This is a genomic window from Pseudomonas sp. TWP3-2 (genome assembly GCF_049897765.1).
Taxonomy (GTDB): domain Bacteria; phylum Pseudomonadota; class Gammaproteobacteria; order Pseudomonadales; family Pseudomonadaceae; genus Aquipseudomonas.
On the sequence record NZ_JAFCWW010000002.1, the window covers coordinates 38,878 to 54,312 of the forward strand.

Consider the following 15,435-nt stretch of genomic DNA (forward strand, 5'->3'; position numbering starts at 1 on the left):
TTCACTCCCGATGGTCGTGGGTCTGGGTGATACGGCCCTGTTCCACGTGGAACAGAGCGACTGGCGTTTCCGTCTGCCAGCCTTCCCTCAATAATTCGTGATCTACACAGGTGATGAACACCTGGCAGCGTAAGTCTTCCAGCAAGCGGCACAGCGCGCGTCGGTGGTTCTCGTCCAATTCAGACGGCAAGTCATCCACCAGATAAATACACTGGCCGCGTCGGGCCTGGCTCACCAGATGCCCTTGGGCAATTCGCAATGCGCAGACCACCAACTTCTGCTGACCCCGGGACAAGATGTCCGCGGCATTGTGTGCGCCCAATCTAAGACGCAAATCAGCGCGTTGCGGTCCGGCCTGGGTGTGACCCATTTGCTGGTCCCGTTGCACGGAGCCAGCCAACACAGCACTCAATTCGCGGTCTTTGTCCCAGCCCCGGTAATAGCTGAGCGTCAAACCTTCGAGCTCAACCAGTTCGCTCAAAGTCTGTTCAAAGACTGGTTTCAAGGCTTTGATGTAGGCGCGGCGGTATTCATCTATTTCAGCGCTGGCCTGGCACAGTTCCCTGTCCCAAACCGCTTGCGAAACGGCGTCAAGTGTACCATGCCGCAGCCAGGAGTTTCTCTGGCGCAGGGCCTTCTGCAAGCGCTGCCAGGTCGACATGAACCGTGGTTCCACATGGAACACACCCCAGTCGAGAAACTGCCGGCGAATCTTCGGCGCGCCTTCCAACAGACGGAAGCTGTCCGGGTTGATCAGCTGCAACGGCAAAATTTCCGCCAGCTGCGCGGCACTGCGGGCGTTCTGGCCATCGATGCGAATCTGGAACTCGCCCTGCCGGTCACGCGAAATCCCCAAGGCACTGTGGCCACCCTCGGCCAGCTCAACCTGACCGAACACGGTGCAGGCGAGTTGCTCGTACTGGATGACCGGCAACAGACGCGTGCTACGAAACGAACGGGCAAGCCCCAGCAGATGAATGGCTTCCAGAACACTGGTTTTGCCGCTGCCGTTGGCGCCGTAAAGAATGTTGATGCGGGGGGAGGGGGAGAAGGTCACCGGGTGCAAATTGCGCACCGCGGTGACCGAGACGCGACTTAAGGACATCCAGGGTCAGCGCAAGATTACAGACGCATCGGCATGACAACGTAAGCCGAGTCGTCATTGTCGGACTCTTGCACCAGCGCACTGCTGTTGGAGTCAGACAGGATCAGGCGAACCTGCTCAGTGGTCATCACGCCCAGTACGTCGAGCAAGTAGCTCACGTTAAAGCCGATTTCCAGCGAGCCGCCGTTGTATTCAACGCCGACTTCTTCTTCCGCTTCTTCCTGCTCCGGGTTGTTGGCCTGAATCTTCAACTGACCGTTGGCCAGTTGCAGACGAATGCCGCGGTACTTCTCGTTGGACAGAATCGCGGTACGGCTGAACGCTTCACGCAGCGCCTGACGGTCGCCCAGTACCAGCTTGTCGCCGCCCTTCGGCAGAACACGCTCGTAATCCGGAAACTTGCCGTCGACCAGTTTCGAGGTGAAGGTGAATTCACCAGTGGTGGCGCGGATGTGATGCTGACCCAGCACGATGCTAACGATGCCGTCCGGCTCGGTGAGCAGACGCGCCAGTTCGAGAATACCTTTGCGCGGCACGATCACCTGATGGCGATCTGGCTGACCGATATCGGCCTTCATCGAGCACATCGCCAGACGGTGACCATCGGTGGCGACTGCGCGGATGATGCCTTCAGATACTTCCAGCAGCATACCGTTCAGGTAATAGCGCACATCCTGCTGTGCCATGGCGAAGCTGGTGCGTTCGATCAGACGACGCAGCTTGCTCTGCTCAAGGCTGCAAGTCAGCGAGCCCGGGCCTTCTTCCACAGTCGGGAAATCATTGGCCGGCAGGGTCGACAGGGTGAAGCGGCTACGGCCAGCCTTCACCACCAGCTTCTGCTCGTCGACCTTGATGTCGATCAGCGCATCGTTGGGCAGGCTTTTGCAGATGTCCATCAGCTTGCGCGCAGGCACGGTGATGGAACCTGTTTCAGCCGGCTCCTCGAGTTGCACACGGCCGACCAGTTCGACTTCGAGGTCGGTACCGGTCAGCGACAGTTGCTGGCCTTCGACGACCAGCAGCACGTTGGACAGAACCGGCAAGGTCTGTCGGCGCTCGACGACACCTGCGACCAGTTGCAGGGGTTTCAACAGGGCTTCGCGTTGAATGGTGAAATGCATGGTCTAGTCCCTTGCCTTAATAAGCTGCGCTGGTGTTCATCAAGTGGTCAGTGTACGCAGCAGGTTCTTGTAGTCCTCGCGGATGTCCGCGTCGGATTCCTTGAGTTCGTTGATCTTGCGGCAGGCGTGCAACACGGTCGTGTGGTCGCGGCCGCCAAACACGTCGCCGATTTCCGGCAGGCTGTGGTTGGTCAGTTCTTTGGACAACGCCATCGCGACCTGACGCGGACGTGCCACCGAGCGCGAACGGCGCTTGGACAGCAAGTCGGAAATCTTGATCTTGTAGTACTCGGCGACCGTGCGCTGAATGTTATCCACAGAAACCAGTTTGTCCTGCAATGCCAACAAGTCTTTCAGGGATTCGCGAATCAACTCGATGGTGATGTCGCGGCCCATGAAGTGCGAGTGGGCGATCACGCGTTTCAGCGCGCCTTCCAGCTCACGGACGTTGGAGCGAATGCGCTGGGCAATAAAGAACGCGGCGTCATGCGGCAAGTCGACTTTGGCCTGATCGGCCTTTTTCATCAAGATCGCAACGCGGGTTTCCAGCTCCGGCGGCTCGACGGCAACTGTCAGGCCCCAGCCGAAGCGGGATTTGAGGCGCTCTTCAAGGCCTTCGATTTCTTTCGGGTAGCGGTCACTGGTAAGAATGACCTGCTGACCACCTTCAAGCAGGGCGTTGAAGGTGTGGAAAAACTCTTCCTGGGAACGTTCCTTGCGGGCGAAGAACTGAATGTCATCGATCAGCAACGCATCCACCGAACGGTAGAAACGCTTGAACTCGTTGATCGCGTTCAGTTGCAACGCCTTGACCATGTCGGCCACGAAACGCTCGGAATGCAGGTACACAACCTTGGCATTCGGGTTCTTCTTTAATAGGTGGTTACCCACTGCATGCATCAAGTGGGTTTTACCCAAACCGACGCCGCCATAAAGGAACAGCGGGTTGTAGCCATGCTTGGGGTTATCCGCCACCTGCCAGGCCGCCGCACGGGCGAGCTGGTTGGATTTACCTTCGACGAAGTTCTCGAAGGTGAACGTGCGGTTCAGGTAACTGGTGTGCTTGAGCGCACCTTCGACCTGCACAGTGCGTTGCTCCGCGCGAATCGGAGCTTGCTGCGAGGCCGCGCCAGCCATTGGATCGAAGCTGTCGCGTGACGGCTCTTCACTGATTTCAGCGGATTTCTGCGTTGCCCGTTTAGCCGGAGCAGCCGTCTGCACCTGTGCGGGTGCACTGGCCGGAGCGGCGGCGGCCTGCGCCTGGGAGGCAGCCGCGGCGAGCGGTGCGTTCGGCGCGGCACGCGGCGCCGAACTGCGTTTGCTGCCTATTAATAAGGACAGCGCCGGCGCGAGGCCGTTGCCATGCTCGTCCAGTAGTTCGATGACACGACCGAGGTACTTTTCGTTGACCCAGTCCAGCACAAAACGATTCGGTGCATAGACGCGCAACTCGTCGCCTTCGGCTTCGACCTGTAGTGGACGGATCCAGGTGTTGAATTGTTGGGCAGGCAGCTCTTCGCGCAAAAGCTCCACGCACTGCTGCCAAAGTTCCACTGACACGGATATCCCCTAAGTTGAAAGCCGGTGAGGCAAAAACAAGCGGCCATTGTAGCGGCGAGCCGCCCACTTATCCACATGCAGGTGGTGCGGAGCACATGATTTATCAATGCGTTAACCGCAGAAAAAGCGACCAACGGCATGTGAATAAGCTCTGTGGATAACCGTGTCTAAGCTCACTGGACAACTGGGGGTTGAACTCGGCGGATAACCTGCCTGTGGATAAACACCCATTCCACCCACAGGTTATCCGACAGCGCTGCACAGGCTGAACACGGTTTTCCACTGTAGTTGTCATCCTCTGTACATCACGAGTTAGAAGGCTTTAAGGCAGTTATCCACAGAGGATGGCATGCCTAGCTTTTATAAGCTTTACAGAAAAGCTTTAAATACTTCCCTTCTTTATTTCTATATCTAGCGCACAGGCATTCACCCTGAAATGCCGTGCAGATCTATTTATAAGGAAACGCTGGTTGGAAATTGACCTGAAGGCTTGCTTTCTCTAGAATCCCCGGTCTCTTAAAACGGGGGCCATTCCGGCCCGTTGTGGACGAACCAGGTAACACGACAATGAAACGTACTTTCCAACCAAGCACTATCAAACGCGCTCGTACTCACGGTTTCCGTGCTCGCATGGCTACCAAGAACGGTCGTGCCGTCCTGTCGCGTCGTCGCGCCAAAGGTCGTGCGCGTCTGGCAGTTTGATAATCCGGCAATGGAGGTGAGTCAGGACTTCAGTCGGGAAAAGCGTCTGCTTACCCCCCGGCATTTCAAGGCAGTCTTTGACTCCCCTACCGGCAAGGTTCCGGGGAAAAATCTCCTGCTCCTTGCGCGCAACAACGATCTTGATCACCCCCGTCTCGGGCTGGTTATCGGGAAAAAGAGCGTAAAGCTCTCCGTCGAGCGCAATCGCCTCAAACGTTTGATGCGTGAATCGTTCCGTCTGCACCAGGATTCACTGGTCGGCTGGGACATTGTTATCGTCGCGCGCAAAGGTTTGGGTGACGTAGAAAACCCCGAATTGATTCAGCATTTCGGCAAACTCTGGAAACGTCTGGCTCGTAATGCGCCGGTTCCAGCAGTCAAAGCCGAAACTGTAGGGGTAGACAGTCCAGATGCGTAAACTGGCACTCGTTCCGATCCAGTTTTACCGCTATGCCATTAGTCCTCTGATGGCCAGTCACTGTCGCTTCTACCCCAGTTGTTCCTGCTACGCGTATGAAGCCATAGAAAATCATGGCCTTCTACGCGGTGGCTGGCTGACCTTTCGTCGTTTAGGTCGCTGTCATCCGTGGAATCCCGGTGGTTATGACCCGGTTCCACCTATCCCTACCTCCCGTTCTTCTTCGATGGCCGAGTAATCATGGATATCAAACGCACGATCCTGATCGTCGCCCTGGCAATCGTGGCCTATGTCATGGTCCTTAAATGGAACCAGGATTACGGTCAGGCTGCCTTGCCGACTCAGAATGTTGCTTCCACTACGACCACACCGGGCCTGCCGGAAACTTCCACTGGCAATAATGCTGCCGCCAGTGACGATATTCCGCGTGCCGCCAGCGATACCAGCGCACCTGTTGAAGCACCGGTTGCTTTCAGCAAGGATCTGATCCAGATCAAAACCGACGTGCTCGATCTCGCGATCGATCCACAAGGTGGCGATGTTGCTCAGCTGACTTTGCCGCTGTATCCGCGTCGTCAGGATCGTCCAGACGTTCCGTTCCAGCTGTTCGACAACGGCGGTGAGCGTGTTTACCTGGCTCAAAGCGGTCTGATTGGCACCAACGGTCCGGACGCAAATCCGGCTGGTCGCCCGATCTACTCCTCGGAGAAGAAGACTTATCAACTGGCTGACGGTCAGGACCAATTGGTCGTGGACCTGAAGTTCAGCAAGGACGGCGTCAACTACATCAAGCGTTTCACAGTGAAACGCGGCATGTACGACGTAACCGTTTCCTACCTGATCGACAACCAGAGCGCTCAGCCCTGGACTGGTGCGATGTTCGCCCAGTTGAAGCGTGACGCCAGTGCTGATCCTTCGTCGACCACGGCTACCGGCACCGCGACTTACCTGGGCGCTGCCCTGTGGACAAGTTCGGAGCCGTACAAGAAAGTGTCCATGAAGGACATGGACAAGGGTCAGGTCAAAGAAACCGTCACCGGTGGTTGGGTAGCTTGGCTGCAGCACTACTTCGTGACTGCATGGGTGGCTCCGAAGGGCGAAAACAACATCGTCCAGACCCGTAAAGACAGCAAAGGCAACTACATCATCGGCTACACCGGTGCTTCGTTGACCGCTGCTCCGGGTGCGAAAGTTGAAACAAGCGCTGTTCTGTACGCCGGTCCGAAAAGCCAGGCAGTACTGAAAGAGTTGTCCCCAGGTCTGGAGTTGACTGTCGACTACGGCATTCTCTGGTTCATTGCTCAGCCGATCTTCTGGCTGTTGCAACATATCCACAGCATCGTGGGTAACTGGGGCTGGTCGATCATCTTCCTGACCATGCTGATCAAAGGGATTTTCTTCCCTCTGTCGGCCGCCAGCTACAAGTCGATGGCCCGCATGCGCGCCGTGGCTCCAAAACTGGCAGCACTGAAAGAGCAACATGGCGATGACCGGCAGAAAATGTCGCAAGCCATGATGGAGCTGTACAAGAAAGAGAAGATCAATCCACTGGGTGGCTGCTTGCCGATCCTCGTGCAGATGCCGGTCTTCCTTTCCCTGTACTGGGTTCTGCTGGAAAGCGTGGAAATGCGTCAGGCGCCGTTCATGCTGTGGATCACCGACCTGTCGATCAAGGATCCGTTCTTCATCCTGCCGATCATCATGGGCGCGACCATGTTCATCCAGCAGCGTTTGAACCCGACTCCGCCGGATCCGATGCAGGCTAAAGTGATGAAAATGATGCCGATCATCTTCACCTTCTTCTTCCTGTGGTTCCCTGCTGGTCTGGTGCTGTACTGGGTTGTGAACAACTGCCTGTCGATTGCACAACAGTGGTACATCACGCGTAAGGTCGAATTGGCTACGAAAAAAGCCGAGGCGTAACTTACTCTGTGGATAACACCACTCAAAACGCCCCCTAGTGGGGCGTTTTGCTATCTGCCATTTTTGTCTGGATATCGGTTTATGAGCGTACCTCGTGAAACCATCGCCGCCATCGCCACCGCTCAAGGTCGCGGCGGTGTGGGCATCGTCCGTATTTCCGGGCCGTTGGCCAGCGCTGCGGCCAAAGCAATCAGCGGCCGCGAACTGAAACCCCGATACGCTCACTACGGCCCGTTTTTCAGTGACGATCAACAGGTGCTGGATGAAGGTCTCGCGCTGTATTTCCCGGGTCCGAACTCGTTTACCGGTGAAGACGTACTGGAATTGCAGGGCCACGGCGGCCCGATAGTTCTGGATATGTTGCTCAAGCGATGTCTGGAACTCGGTTGCCGTCTTGCCCGTCCGGGCGAATTCAGTGAGCGCGCGTTCCTCAATGACAAACTCGACCTGGCTCAGGCCGAGGCGATTGCCGATCTGATCGAAGCCAGTTCTGCCCAGGCGGCGCGCAACGCGTTGCGTTCGTTGCAGGGCGCATTTTCTCAGCGTGTGCATAACCTCACTGAACAATTGATCGGGTTGCGGATTTACGTCGAAGCCGCAATTGATTTTCCGGAAGAGGAAATCGATTTCCTCGCCGATGGCCATGTGCTGAGCATGCTCGACAAGGTGCGCGACGAACTGGCCACAGTGCTGCGTGAGGCCGGGCAGGGCGCGTTATTGCGTGACGGTATGACCGTGGTAATTGCCGGTCGTCCGAATGCCGGCAAGTCCAGTCTGCTGAATGCCCTCGCGGGTCGCGAAGCCGCGATCGTCACCGAGATTGCCGGCACCACCCGGGATATCTTGCGTGAACATATCCACATCGACGGCATGCCGCTGCACGTTGTGGACACCGCCGGGCTGCGTGATACCGACGATCATGTGGAAAAGATCGGCGTCGAGCGTGCATTGAAGGCGATCGGCGAGGCAGATCGCGTGCTGTTGGTAGTTGATGCAACTGCTCCGGAGGCTGCAGATCCGTTCGCACTCTGGCCGGAATTCCTCGAAACCCGTCCCGATCCGGCGAAAGTCACGCTGATCCGCAACAAGGCCGATCTGACCGGAGAAGCCATCGCTCTGGAAATCAGCGACGATGGCCATGTGACGATTAGTCTGAGCGCCAAGTCGGCCGGAGAAGGACTGGATCTGCTGCGTGATCATCTCAAGGCCTGCATGGGCTATGAGCAGACATCGGAAAGCAGCTTCAGCGCCCGTCGCCGGCACCTGGAAGCCTTGCGCCATGCGAGCGATGCGCTGGAACACGGTCGAGCTCAGTTGACGCTGGCCGGCGCAGGAGAGTTGCTGGCCGAAGATCTCCGTCAGGCCCAGCACTCTTTGGGTGAAATCACCGGCGCATTCAGCTCCGATGATCTGCTCGGACGGATCTTTTCCAGCTTCTGCATCGGTAAGTAAGCGAGCTATCCCCCAAGACGGACCCGTTCGCGGTCCGTCTTTCTCTCTATTCTCTAAATTCCGATCCCGAGTGCGGGGCTGATTCTTCAGCCTGAGCGAATTTCTCTCGCCCAAAATTCCTTGATTCGTCGATTTTCTGTGGATTAAGCCCTGTGAATAACTGCCACTGAGGGCAGTTGATAACAGGGCCTGAAAACTGGATATAACTGCCCCTGTGGATAACCACCCCTTTCATCCACAGGCTTACACCGGTTATCCAAACCCCTCATTGGCACATGACCACAGCTTTCAATGTCTCTGTACACAGCTATTTACATGGCCTACAGAGATCTATCCACAGAAATCATGCTCAGTAAGAATAAGCATTAAAACAAAGGTTTTATAAATTTCTTTCTTTTTTATTCTTTTAACCGCGGGTTTTCCACAGCTGGTTAATTTTTGTGCAAAGGGTTCTTTAGAAAGGGCGAAGTCCCTATACTTGCCGACCGGGTTCAAAAACCCGAGATCGAACATTCCCGTAAATACCTACTTAAGCAGGCACGAGGTGCGTGGTGGATTTCCCTTCCCGTTTTGAAGTGATCGTCATCGGCGGCGGTCATGCCGGTACCGAGGCAGCACTGGCCTCAGCACGCATGGGCGTAAAAACCCTGTTGCTGACGCATAACGTGGAAACCCTCGGTGCCATGAGTTGCAACCCTGCCATCGGTGGCATTGGCAAAAGCCATCTGGTCAAGGAAATCGACGCCCTCGGCGGTGCGATGGCCATGGCTACCGACAAGGGCGGCATCCAGTTTCGCGTGTTGAACAGCCGCAAAGGCCCGGCCGTGCGTGCTACCCGCGCTCAGGCCGACCGGATTCTTTACAAGGCCGCTGTCCGCGAAACCCTGGAAAGCCAGCCGAACCTGTGGATATTTCAGCAAGCCGCTGATGACCTGATCGTCGAGCAGGAACAAGTACGCGGTGTTGTCACGCAAATGGGTCTGCGTTTCCTCGCCGATTCCGTGGTGTTGACCACAGGTACGTTCCTCGGCGGACTTATCCACATCGGTTTGCAGAATTTTTCCGGCGGTCGCGCCGGTGATCCACCGTCGATTGCCCTGGCTCACCGTTTGCGTGAATTGCCGCTGCGTGTGGGTCGCCTGAAAACCGGTACGCCACCGCGCATTGATGGCCGATCTGTGGATTTCTCGGTGATGACCGAGCAGCCAGGTGACACGCCGATCCCGGTGATGTCGTTCATGGGCAACAAGGAACAGCATCCGAAGCAGGTCAGCTGCTGGATTACTCACACCAACGCCCGGACCCACGAAATCATCGCGGCCAACCTCGACCGTTCGCCGATGTATTCCGCTGCCGGCGAGATCGAAGGCATTGGTCCGCGTTATTGCCCGTCGATCGAAGACAAGATCCATCGCTTTGCCGACAAGGAAAGCCATCAGGTCTTTATCGAGCCGGAAGGTCTGACCACTCATGAGCTGTACCCGAACGGGATATCCACAAGCTTGCCGTTCGACGTGCAGTTGCAAATCGTGCAATCGATTCGCGGCATGGAAAACGCGCACATCGTGCGTCCGGGTTATGCCATCGAGTACGACTATTTCGATCCACGCGATTTGAAATACAGCCTGGAAACCAAGGTCATTGGCGGTCTGTTCTTCGCCGGGCAAATCAACGGCACCACCGGTTACGAAGAAGCCGGCGCCCAGGGTTTGCTCGCCGGGACCAACGCTGCGCTGCGTGCACAGGGCAAAGATGCCTGGTGCCCGCGTCGCGATGAGGCGTACATCGGGGTGTTGGTCGACGACCTGATCACCCTCGGTACCCAAGAGCCGTACCGCATGTTCACCTCGCGTGCCGAATACCGTTTGATCCTGCGTGAAGACAATGCCGACCTGCGTTTGACCGAAAAAGGTCGCGAACTGGGTCTGGTCGATGACGCGCGCTGGGCCGCGTTCTGCAAAAAACGCGAAAGTATCGAACTCGAAGAGCAACGCCTGAAGAGCACCTGGGTTCGTCCAGGCACGCCGCAGGGCGATGCGATTGCCGAAAAATTCGGCACGCCGCTGACCCACGAATACAACTTGCTCAATCTCTTGAGCCGTCCGGAAATCGACTACGCTGGTCTGGTCGCAGTGACCGGCGACGGCGCCGAAGATCCACAGGTTGCCGAGCAGGTCGAGATCAAGACCAAGTACGCCGGTTACATCGACCGTCAGCAGGACGAAATCGCCCGTCTGCGCGCCAGTGAAGACACCAAACTGCCTGTGGATATCGATTACACCAACATTTCCGGCCTCTCCAAGGAGATCCAGAGCAAGCTTGGTGCGACGCGTCCCGAGACGCTGGGCCAGGCTTCACGGATCCCGGGTGTAACCCCGGCTGCGATTTCGCTGTTGATGATTCATTTGAAAAAACGCGGCGCGGGCCGTCAGTTGGAGCAAAGCGCTTGAGTTCTAAGGTCACCTCGCAACACGCCGAAGAGTTATCCACAGGAGCCCGCGCGCTCGGTGTCGATCTCAGCGAAACCCAGCACCAGTTGCTGCTGGGTTATCTGGCCCTGTTGATCAAATGGAACCAGGCCTACAACCTGACCGCCGTGCGTGATCCGGACGAAATGGTTTCGCGGCATTTACTCGATAGTCTCAGCGTGATGTCGTTCATCGAAAACGGCCGTTGGCTCGACGTCGGTAGCGGCGGCGGCATGCCGGGCATTCCGTTGGCGATCCTGTATCCGGACTCGCAAGTGACCTGTCTGGACAGCAACGGCAAGAAAACCCGCTTCCTGACTCAGGTCAAACTCGAACTCAAACTGGATAACTTGCAAGTTATCCACAGTCGCGTCGAAGCGTTCCAGCCTGTACAGCCATTCAACGGGATCATTTCCCGGGCATTCAGCAGCATGGAAAACTTCAGCAACTGGACGCGCCACCTCGGCGACGCCGATACGCGCTGGCTGGCAATGAAGGGCGTTCATCCGGCCGATGAGCTGGTAGCATTGCCGGCAGACTTCCACCTCGATAGCGAACACGCCCTGGCCGTACCCGGTTGCCAAGGCCAACGCCATCTGCTGATACTGCGCCGCACGGCATGATTGGGAACACAAGCAAGAATGGCTAAGGTATTCGCGATAGCGAACCAGAAGGGTGGTGTGGGCAAGACCACCACCTGCATCAACCTCGCAGCATCCCTGGTCGCTACCAAGCGCCGGGTGCTGTTGATCGATCTCGATCCACAGGGCAACGCCACCATGGGTAGCGGTGTGGATAAACATGGCCTGGAAAACTCGGTCTACGACCTGCTGATCGGCGAATGCGATCTGGCGCAGGCCATGCACTACTCCGAGCACGGCGGTTATCAACTGCTGCCGGCCAACCGCGATCTGACGGCGGCGGAAGTGGTGCTGCTGGAAATGCAGATGAAGGAAAGCCGTCTGCGCAGTGCGCTGGCGCCAATCCGTGAAAACTACGATTACATTTTGATCGACTGCCCGCCGTCGCTGTCGATGCTCACATTGAACGCACTGGTTGCCGCTGACGGGGTGATTATCCCCATGCAGTGCGAGTACTTTGCGCTCGAAGGTTTGAGCGACCTTGTGGATAACATCAAGCGTATCGCCGAACTGCTCAACCCGAACCTGAAAGTCGAAGGCCTGTTGCGGACCATGTATGACCCGCGCCTGAGCCTGATGAACGATGTTTCGGCGCAGCTCAAGGAGCACTTCGGCGAGCAGCTGTACGACACGGTGATCCCGCGCAACATCCGCCTGGCCGAAGCGCCTAGCTACGGCATGCCGGCGCTGGCGTACGACAAGCAATCGCGCGGCGCACTGGCCTATCTGGCACTGGCGGGCGAGATGGTTCGCCGTCAGCGCAAAAATTCACGCATCGCCGCCGCTCAGCCAACTTAAGGAATCCCCATGGCCGTCAAGAAACGAGGTCTCGGACGAGGACTGGATGCACTGCTGAGCGGTCCGACTGTCAGCTCGCTGGAAGAACAAGCGGCGCAAGCGGACACCCGTGAACTGCAGCACTTGCCGCTGGACCTGCTCCAGCGCGGCAAATACCAGCCGCGCCGGGACATGGACCCGCAGGCGCTGGAAGAACTCGCGCAGTCGATCAAGGCTCAAGGTGTGATGCAGCCAATCGTGGTGCGCCCGATTGGCGGTGGCCGCTTTGAAATCATCGCTGGTGAACGCCGCTGGCGCGCGAGTCAGCAAGCCGGGCAGGAAACCATTCCGGCCATGGTGCGCGACGTGCCGGATGAAACCGCCATCGCCATCGCGCTGATCGAGAACATTCAGCGCGAAGACCTGAATCCGATCGAAGAAGCGGTTGCCTTGCAGCGTTTGCAGCAGGAATTTCAACTGACTCAGCAACAGGTTGCAGACGCTGTGGGTAAGTCCCGGGTGACTGTGGCTAACCTGTTGCGACTTATTGCGCTGCCGGAAGTCATCAAGACCATGTTGTCTCATGGCGATCTGGAAATGGGGCACGCGCGTGCTTTGCTCGGTCTGCCGGAGAATCAACAGGTTGAAGGTGCGCGACATGTTGTCGCACGCGGTCTGACTGTGCGCCAGACCGAGGCACTGGTTCGTCAGTGGTTGAGTGGTAAACCGGAGCCTGTTGAAGCGGCAAAACCGGATCCGGATATTGCCCGGCTCGAGCAGCGTCTGGCCGAGCGCCTAGGCTCTGCGGTGCAGATTCGCCACGGCAAGAAGGGTAAGGGGCAGTTGGTGATCGGTTACAACTCCCTCGATGAGCTCCAGGGTGTGCTCGCACACATCCGCTGAAACATTTACTCATGTAGCGCGCAGTCGGAAATCACTACCTGACAGTTGAATAGGGGCAGAACCGCCCCTATACTCTGCGCGCATTTTGTCGGCACAAATTATGCCAAGTTATTGAATTCTGGCAGCCGACCATTGGAGAGCAAAAGTGATGGAAACCCGCAAGCCAAACCGCCTGCCGTTCCATCGCATGGCAGTTTTTCCGGTGTTGATGGCTCAATTTGTCGTTTTGCTGATTGCCGCTTTGGCGTTCTGGCAGTGGCATGGGGTCGTTGCCGGATACTCGGGACTTTGCGGAGGCCTGATAGCCTTGCTGCCCAATGTATATTTCGCTCACAAGGCATTTCGGTTTTCCGGCGCCCGAGCAGCCCAGTCCATCGTCCGGTCATTTTATGCCGGCGAGGCAGGCAAACTGATTTTGACGGCAGTGCTGTTTGCACTGGTGTTTGCAGGTGTGAAGCCATTGGCGCCGATCGCAGTATTCGGTGCCTTCGTGCTGACTCAGTCAGTCAGCTGGTTCGCTCCCCTGCTGATGAGAACAAGACTTTCGAGACCTTAGGGCGTTTGAGGCAACCATGGCAGAAACAACCGCTTCGGGCTATATCCAGCACCACTTGCAGAACCTGACTTTCGGTCAGCATCCTACCGGCGGCTGGGGCTTTGCCCACACCGCAGCAGAGGCCAAGGAAATGGGCTTCTGGGCTTTCCACGTCGATACTCTCGGCTGGTCGGTCGCATTGGGTCTGATCTTCGTCCTGCTTTTCCGCATGGCGGCAAAGAAGGCGACTTCCGGTCAGCCAGGTGCTTTGCAGAACTTCGTTGAAGTTTTGGTCGAATTCGTCGATGGCAGCGTGAAAGACAGCTTCCATGGCCGTAGCCCGGTGATTGCACCGCTGGCACTGACCATCTTCGTCTGGGTGTTCCTGATGAACGCCGTCGACCTGGTACCGGTCGACTGGATTCCTCAGCTGGCCATCCTGATCTCCGGCGATGCACACATCCCGTTCCGCGCCGTGTCGACTACCGACCCGAACGCGACTCTGGGCATGGCGCTGTCGGTGTTCGCACTGATCATTTTCTACAGCATCAAGGTCAAGGGCATCGGCGGCTTCATCGGCGAACTGACCCTGCACCCGTTCGGCAGCAAGAACATCTTCGTTCAAGCGCTGCTGATCCCGGTGAACTTCCTGCTGGAATTCGTGACACTGATCGCTAAACCGATCTCTCTGGCTCTGCGTCTGTTCGGCAACATGTATGCCGGCGAGCTGGTGTTCATTCTGATCGCCGTGATGTTCGGCAGCGGTCTGCTCTGGCTTAGCGGCCTGGGCATTGTTCTGCAGTGGGCGTGGGCTGTGTTCCACATCCTGATCATCACGCTGCAGGCATTCATCTTCATGATGTTGACCATCGTCTACCTGTCGATGGCGCACGAAGAAAACCATTAAGACCAGTCTCGACTAGTCTGATGTCCCTCCCGGTCAAACGGGAGGGGGCTCCTCACGGGGCACCATGAAACGATTTGTTTTACCGCTTTAATCTAAAAAACCTAAACCATACGACGTAAAAGTCGGGAGGAAAGATGGAAACTGTAGTTGGTCTAACCGCTATCGCTGTTGCACTGTTGATCGGCCTGGGCGCACTGGGTACCGCAATTGGTTTCGGCCTGCTGGGCGGCAAGTTCCTGGAAGGCGCAGCGCGTCAGCCGGAAATGGTTCCAATGCTGCAAGTTAAAATGTTCATCGTTGCCGGTCTGCTCGACGCCGTAACCATGATCGGTGTTGGTATCGCGCTGTTCTTCACCTTCGCGAACCCGTTCGTTGGTCAGATCGCTGGCTGATTACTCGGATCTTCCGGGTAATTTGGTGTGATGGACAACGTAACTGCGAGGTGTTGGCGTGAACATTAATGCGACCCTGATTGGCCAGTCCGTTGCGTTCCTGATTTTTGTACTGTTCTGCATGAAGTTCGTATGGCCTCCGGTCATTACCGCTTTGCGCGAACGTCAAAAGAAGATCGCGGATGGTCTGGACGCTGCCAGCCGAGCAGCTCGCGACCTGGAGTTGGCCCAAGAAAAAGCGGGTCAGCACCTGCGTGAAGCGAAAGCTCAGGCAGCTGAAATCATTGAGCAAGCCAAGAAACGCGGTAATCAGATTGTTGAAGAGGCTGTTGAAAAAGCCCGTATCGACGCTGACCGTGTGAAGGTTCAGGCTCAGGCCGAGATCGAACAGGAAATCAACAGTGTCAAAGACGCTCTGCGTGCCCAAGTGGGCTTGCTGGCAGTCGGCGGCGCTGAAAAGATCCTGGGTGCCACAATCGATCAAAACGCGCACGCAGAGCTGGTTAACCAACTGGCTGCTGAAATCTAAGC

General features: G+C 56.9%; 16 protein-coding genes. 13 read left to right on the plus strand and 3 right to left on the minus strand.

Annotated elements, in window-relative coordinates; genetic code table 11:
- Position 1 precedes the first annotated feature (1 nt).
- The 3 genes from recF to dnaA are packed head-to-tail and all read right to left on the minus strand — an operon-like array spanning position 2 to position 3,786.
- Entirely contained in the window at positions 2-1,105 is a 1,104-nt protein-coding gene (gene recF / locus ACP7EE_RS03310; protein WP_157714406.1) for a DNA replication/repair protein RecF, read from the minus strand.
- 17 nt (positions 1,106-1,122) lie between these two features.
- Positions 1,123-2,226 carry a DNA polymerase III subunit beta gene (dnaN, locus tag ACP7EE_RS03315; RefSeq protein ID WP_420650076.1) on the minus strand — a complete coding sequence of 368 codons (1,104 nt, stop codon included), beginning with the start codon at positions 2,224-2,226 and terminating at the stop codon, positions 1,123-1,125.
- A 39-nt stretch (positions 2,227-2,265) separates the two neighbouring features.
- Positions 2,266-3,786, minus strand: coding sequence for a chromosomal replication initiator protein DnaA (gene dnaA / locus ACP7EE_RS03320; protein ID WP_426203545.1), 1,521 nt, complete (start codon positions 3,784-3,786; stop codon positions 2,266-2,268).
- A 567-nt stretch (positions 3,787-4,353) separates the two neighbouring features.
- On the opposite strand from dnaA, the gene rpmH reads away from it, so the two are divergent.
- The 13 genes from rpmH (at position 4,354) to ACP7EE_RS03385 (ending at position 15,433) form a co-directional block, all read left to right on the plus strand.
- The gene (rpmH, locus tag ACP7EE_RS03325) at positions 4,354-4,488 is read left to right on the plus strand and encodes a 50S ribosomal protein L34 (protein ID WP_003213577.1); all 135 of its coding nucleotides are present in this window, start codon (positions 4,354-4,356) and stop codon (positions 4,486-4,488) included.
- Between the two features lie 16 nt (positions 4,489-4,504).
- Positions 4,505-4,906 (plus strand): ribonuclease P protein component, encoded by a 402-nt coding sequence (rnpA, locus tag ACP7EE_RS03330; RefSeq protein WP_420650078.1) that lies wholly within the window; start codon positions 4,505-4,507, stop codon positions 4,904-4,906.
- A complete protein-coding gene (yidD, locus tag ACP7EE_RS03335) occupies positions 4,899-5,144 on the plus strand; it encodes a membrane protein insertion efficiency factor YidD (RefSeq protein WP_010465488.1) in 246 nt (81 codons plus the stop codon). The genes rnpA and yidD overlap by 8 nt, the downstream gene beginning before the upstream one ends.
- 2 nt (positions 5,145-5,146) lie before the next feature.
- Positions 5,147-6,829, plus strand: a complete 1,683-nt coding sequence (gene yidC, locus ACP7EE_RS03340; protein WP_426233480.1) for a membrane protein insertase YidC — start codon at positions 5,147-5,149, stop codon at positions 6,827-6,829.
- A gap of 81 nt (positions 6,830-6,910) precedes the next feature.
- Positions 6,911-8,281 carry a tRNA uridine-5-carboxymethylaminomethyl(34) synthesis GTPase MnmE gene (gene mnmE, locus ACP7EE_RS03345; RefSeq protein WP_426233482.1) on the plus strand — a complete coding sequence of 457 codons (1,371 nt, stop codon included), beginning with the start codon at positions 6,911-6,913 and terminating at the stop codon, positions 8,279-8,281.
- A 551-nt stretch (positions 8,282-8,832) separates the two neighbouring features.
- Positions 8,833-10,731: a tRNA uridine-5-carboxymethylaminomethyl(34) synthesis enzyme MnmG gene (gene mnmG, locus ACP7EE_RS03350; RefSeq protein ID WP_426233484.1), complete on the plus strand. Its 1,899-nt coding sequence runs from the start codon at positions 8,833-8,835 to the stop codon at positions 10,729-10,731.
- Positions 10,728-11,372, plus strand: coding sequence for a 16S rRNA (guanine(527)-N(7))-methyltransferase RsmG (rsmG, locus tag ACP7EE_RS03355; RefSeq protein ID WP_426203538.1), 645 nt, complete (start codon positions 10,728-10,730; stop codon positions 11,370-11,372). The genes mnmG and rsmG overlap by 4 nt, the downstream gene beginning before the upstream one ends.
- Before the next feature lie 18 nt (positions 11,373-11,390).
- Positions 11,391-12,188 (plus strand): ParA family protein, encoded by a 798-nt coding sequence (locus tag ACP7EE_RS03360; protein ID WP_003229787.1) that lies wholly within the window; start codon positions 11,391-11,393, stop codon positions 12,186-12,188.
- A 9-nt stretch (positions 12,189-12,197) separates the two neighbouring features.
- Positions 12,198-13,070 (plus strand): ParB/RepB/Spo0J family partition protein, encoded by an 873-nt coding sequence (locus ACP7EE_RS03365; protein WP_420650083.1) that lies wholly within the window; start codon positions 12,198-12,200, stop codon positions 13,068-13,070.
- Between the two features lie 148 nt (positions 13,071-13,218).
- The gene (locus ACP7EE_RS03370) at positions 13,219-13,626 is read left to right on the plus strand and encodes a F0F1 ATP synthase subunit I (RefSeq protein ID WP_420650084.1); all 408 of its coding nucleotides are present in this window, start codon (positions 13,219-13,221) and stop codon (positions 13,624-13,626) included.
- A 16-nt stretch (positions 13,627-13,642) separates the two neighbouring features.
- Positions 13,643-14,512 carry a F0F1 ATP synthase subunit A gene (gene atpB / locus ACP7EE_RS03375; RefSeq protein ID WP_420650085.1) on the plus strand — a complete coding sequence of 290 codons (870 nt, stop codon included), beginning with the start codon at positions 13,643-13,645 and terminating at the stop codon, positions 14,510-14,512.
- A 134-nt stretch (positions 14,513-14,646) separates the two neighbouring features.
- The gene (gene atpE, locus ACP7EE_RS03380; protein ID WP_003097235.1) at positions 14,647-14,904 is read left to right on the plus strand and encodes a F0F1 ATP synthase subunit C; all 258 of its coding nucleotides are present in this window, start codon (positions 14,647-14,649) and stop codon (positions 14,902-14,904) included.
- 58 nt (positions 14,905-14,962) lie between these two features.
- The gene (locus ACP7EE_RS03385; protein ID WP_420650086.1) at positions 14,963-15,433 is read left to right on the plus strand and encodes a F0F1 ATP synthase subunit B; all 471 of its coding nucleotides are present in this window, start codon (positions 14,963-14,965) and stop codon (positions 15,431-15,433) included.
- Positions 15,434-15,435 lie beyond the last annotated feature (2 nt).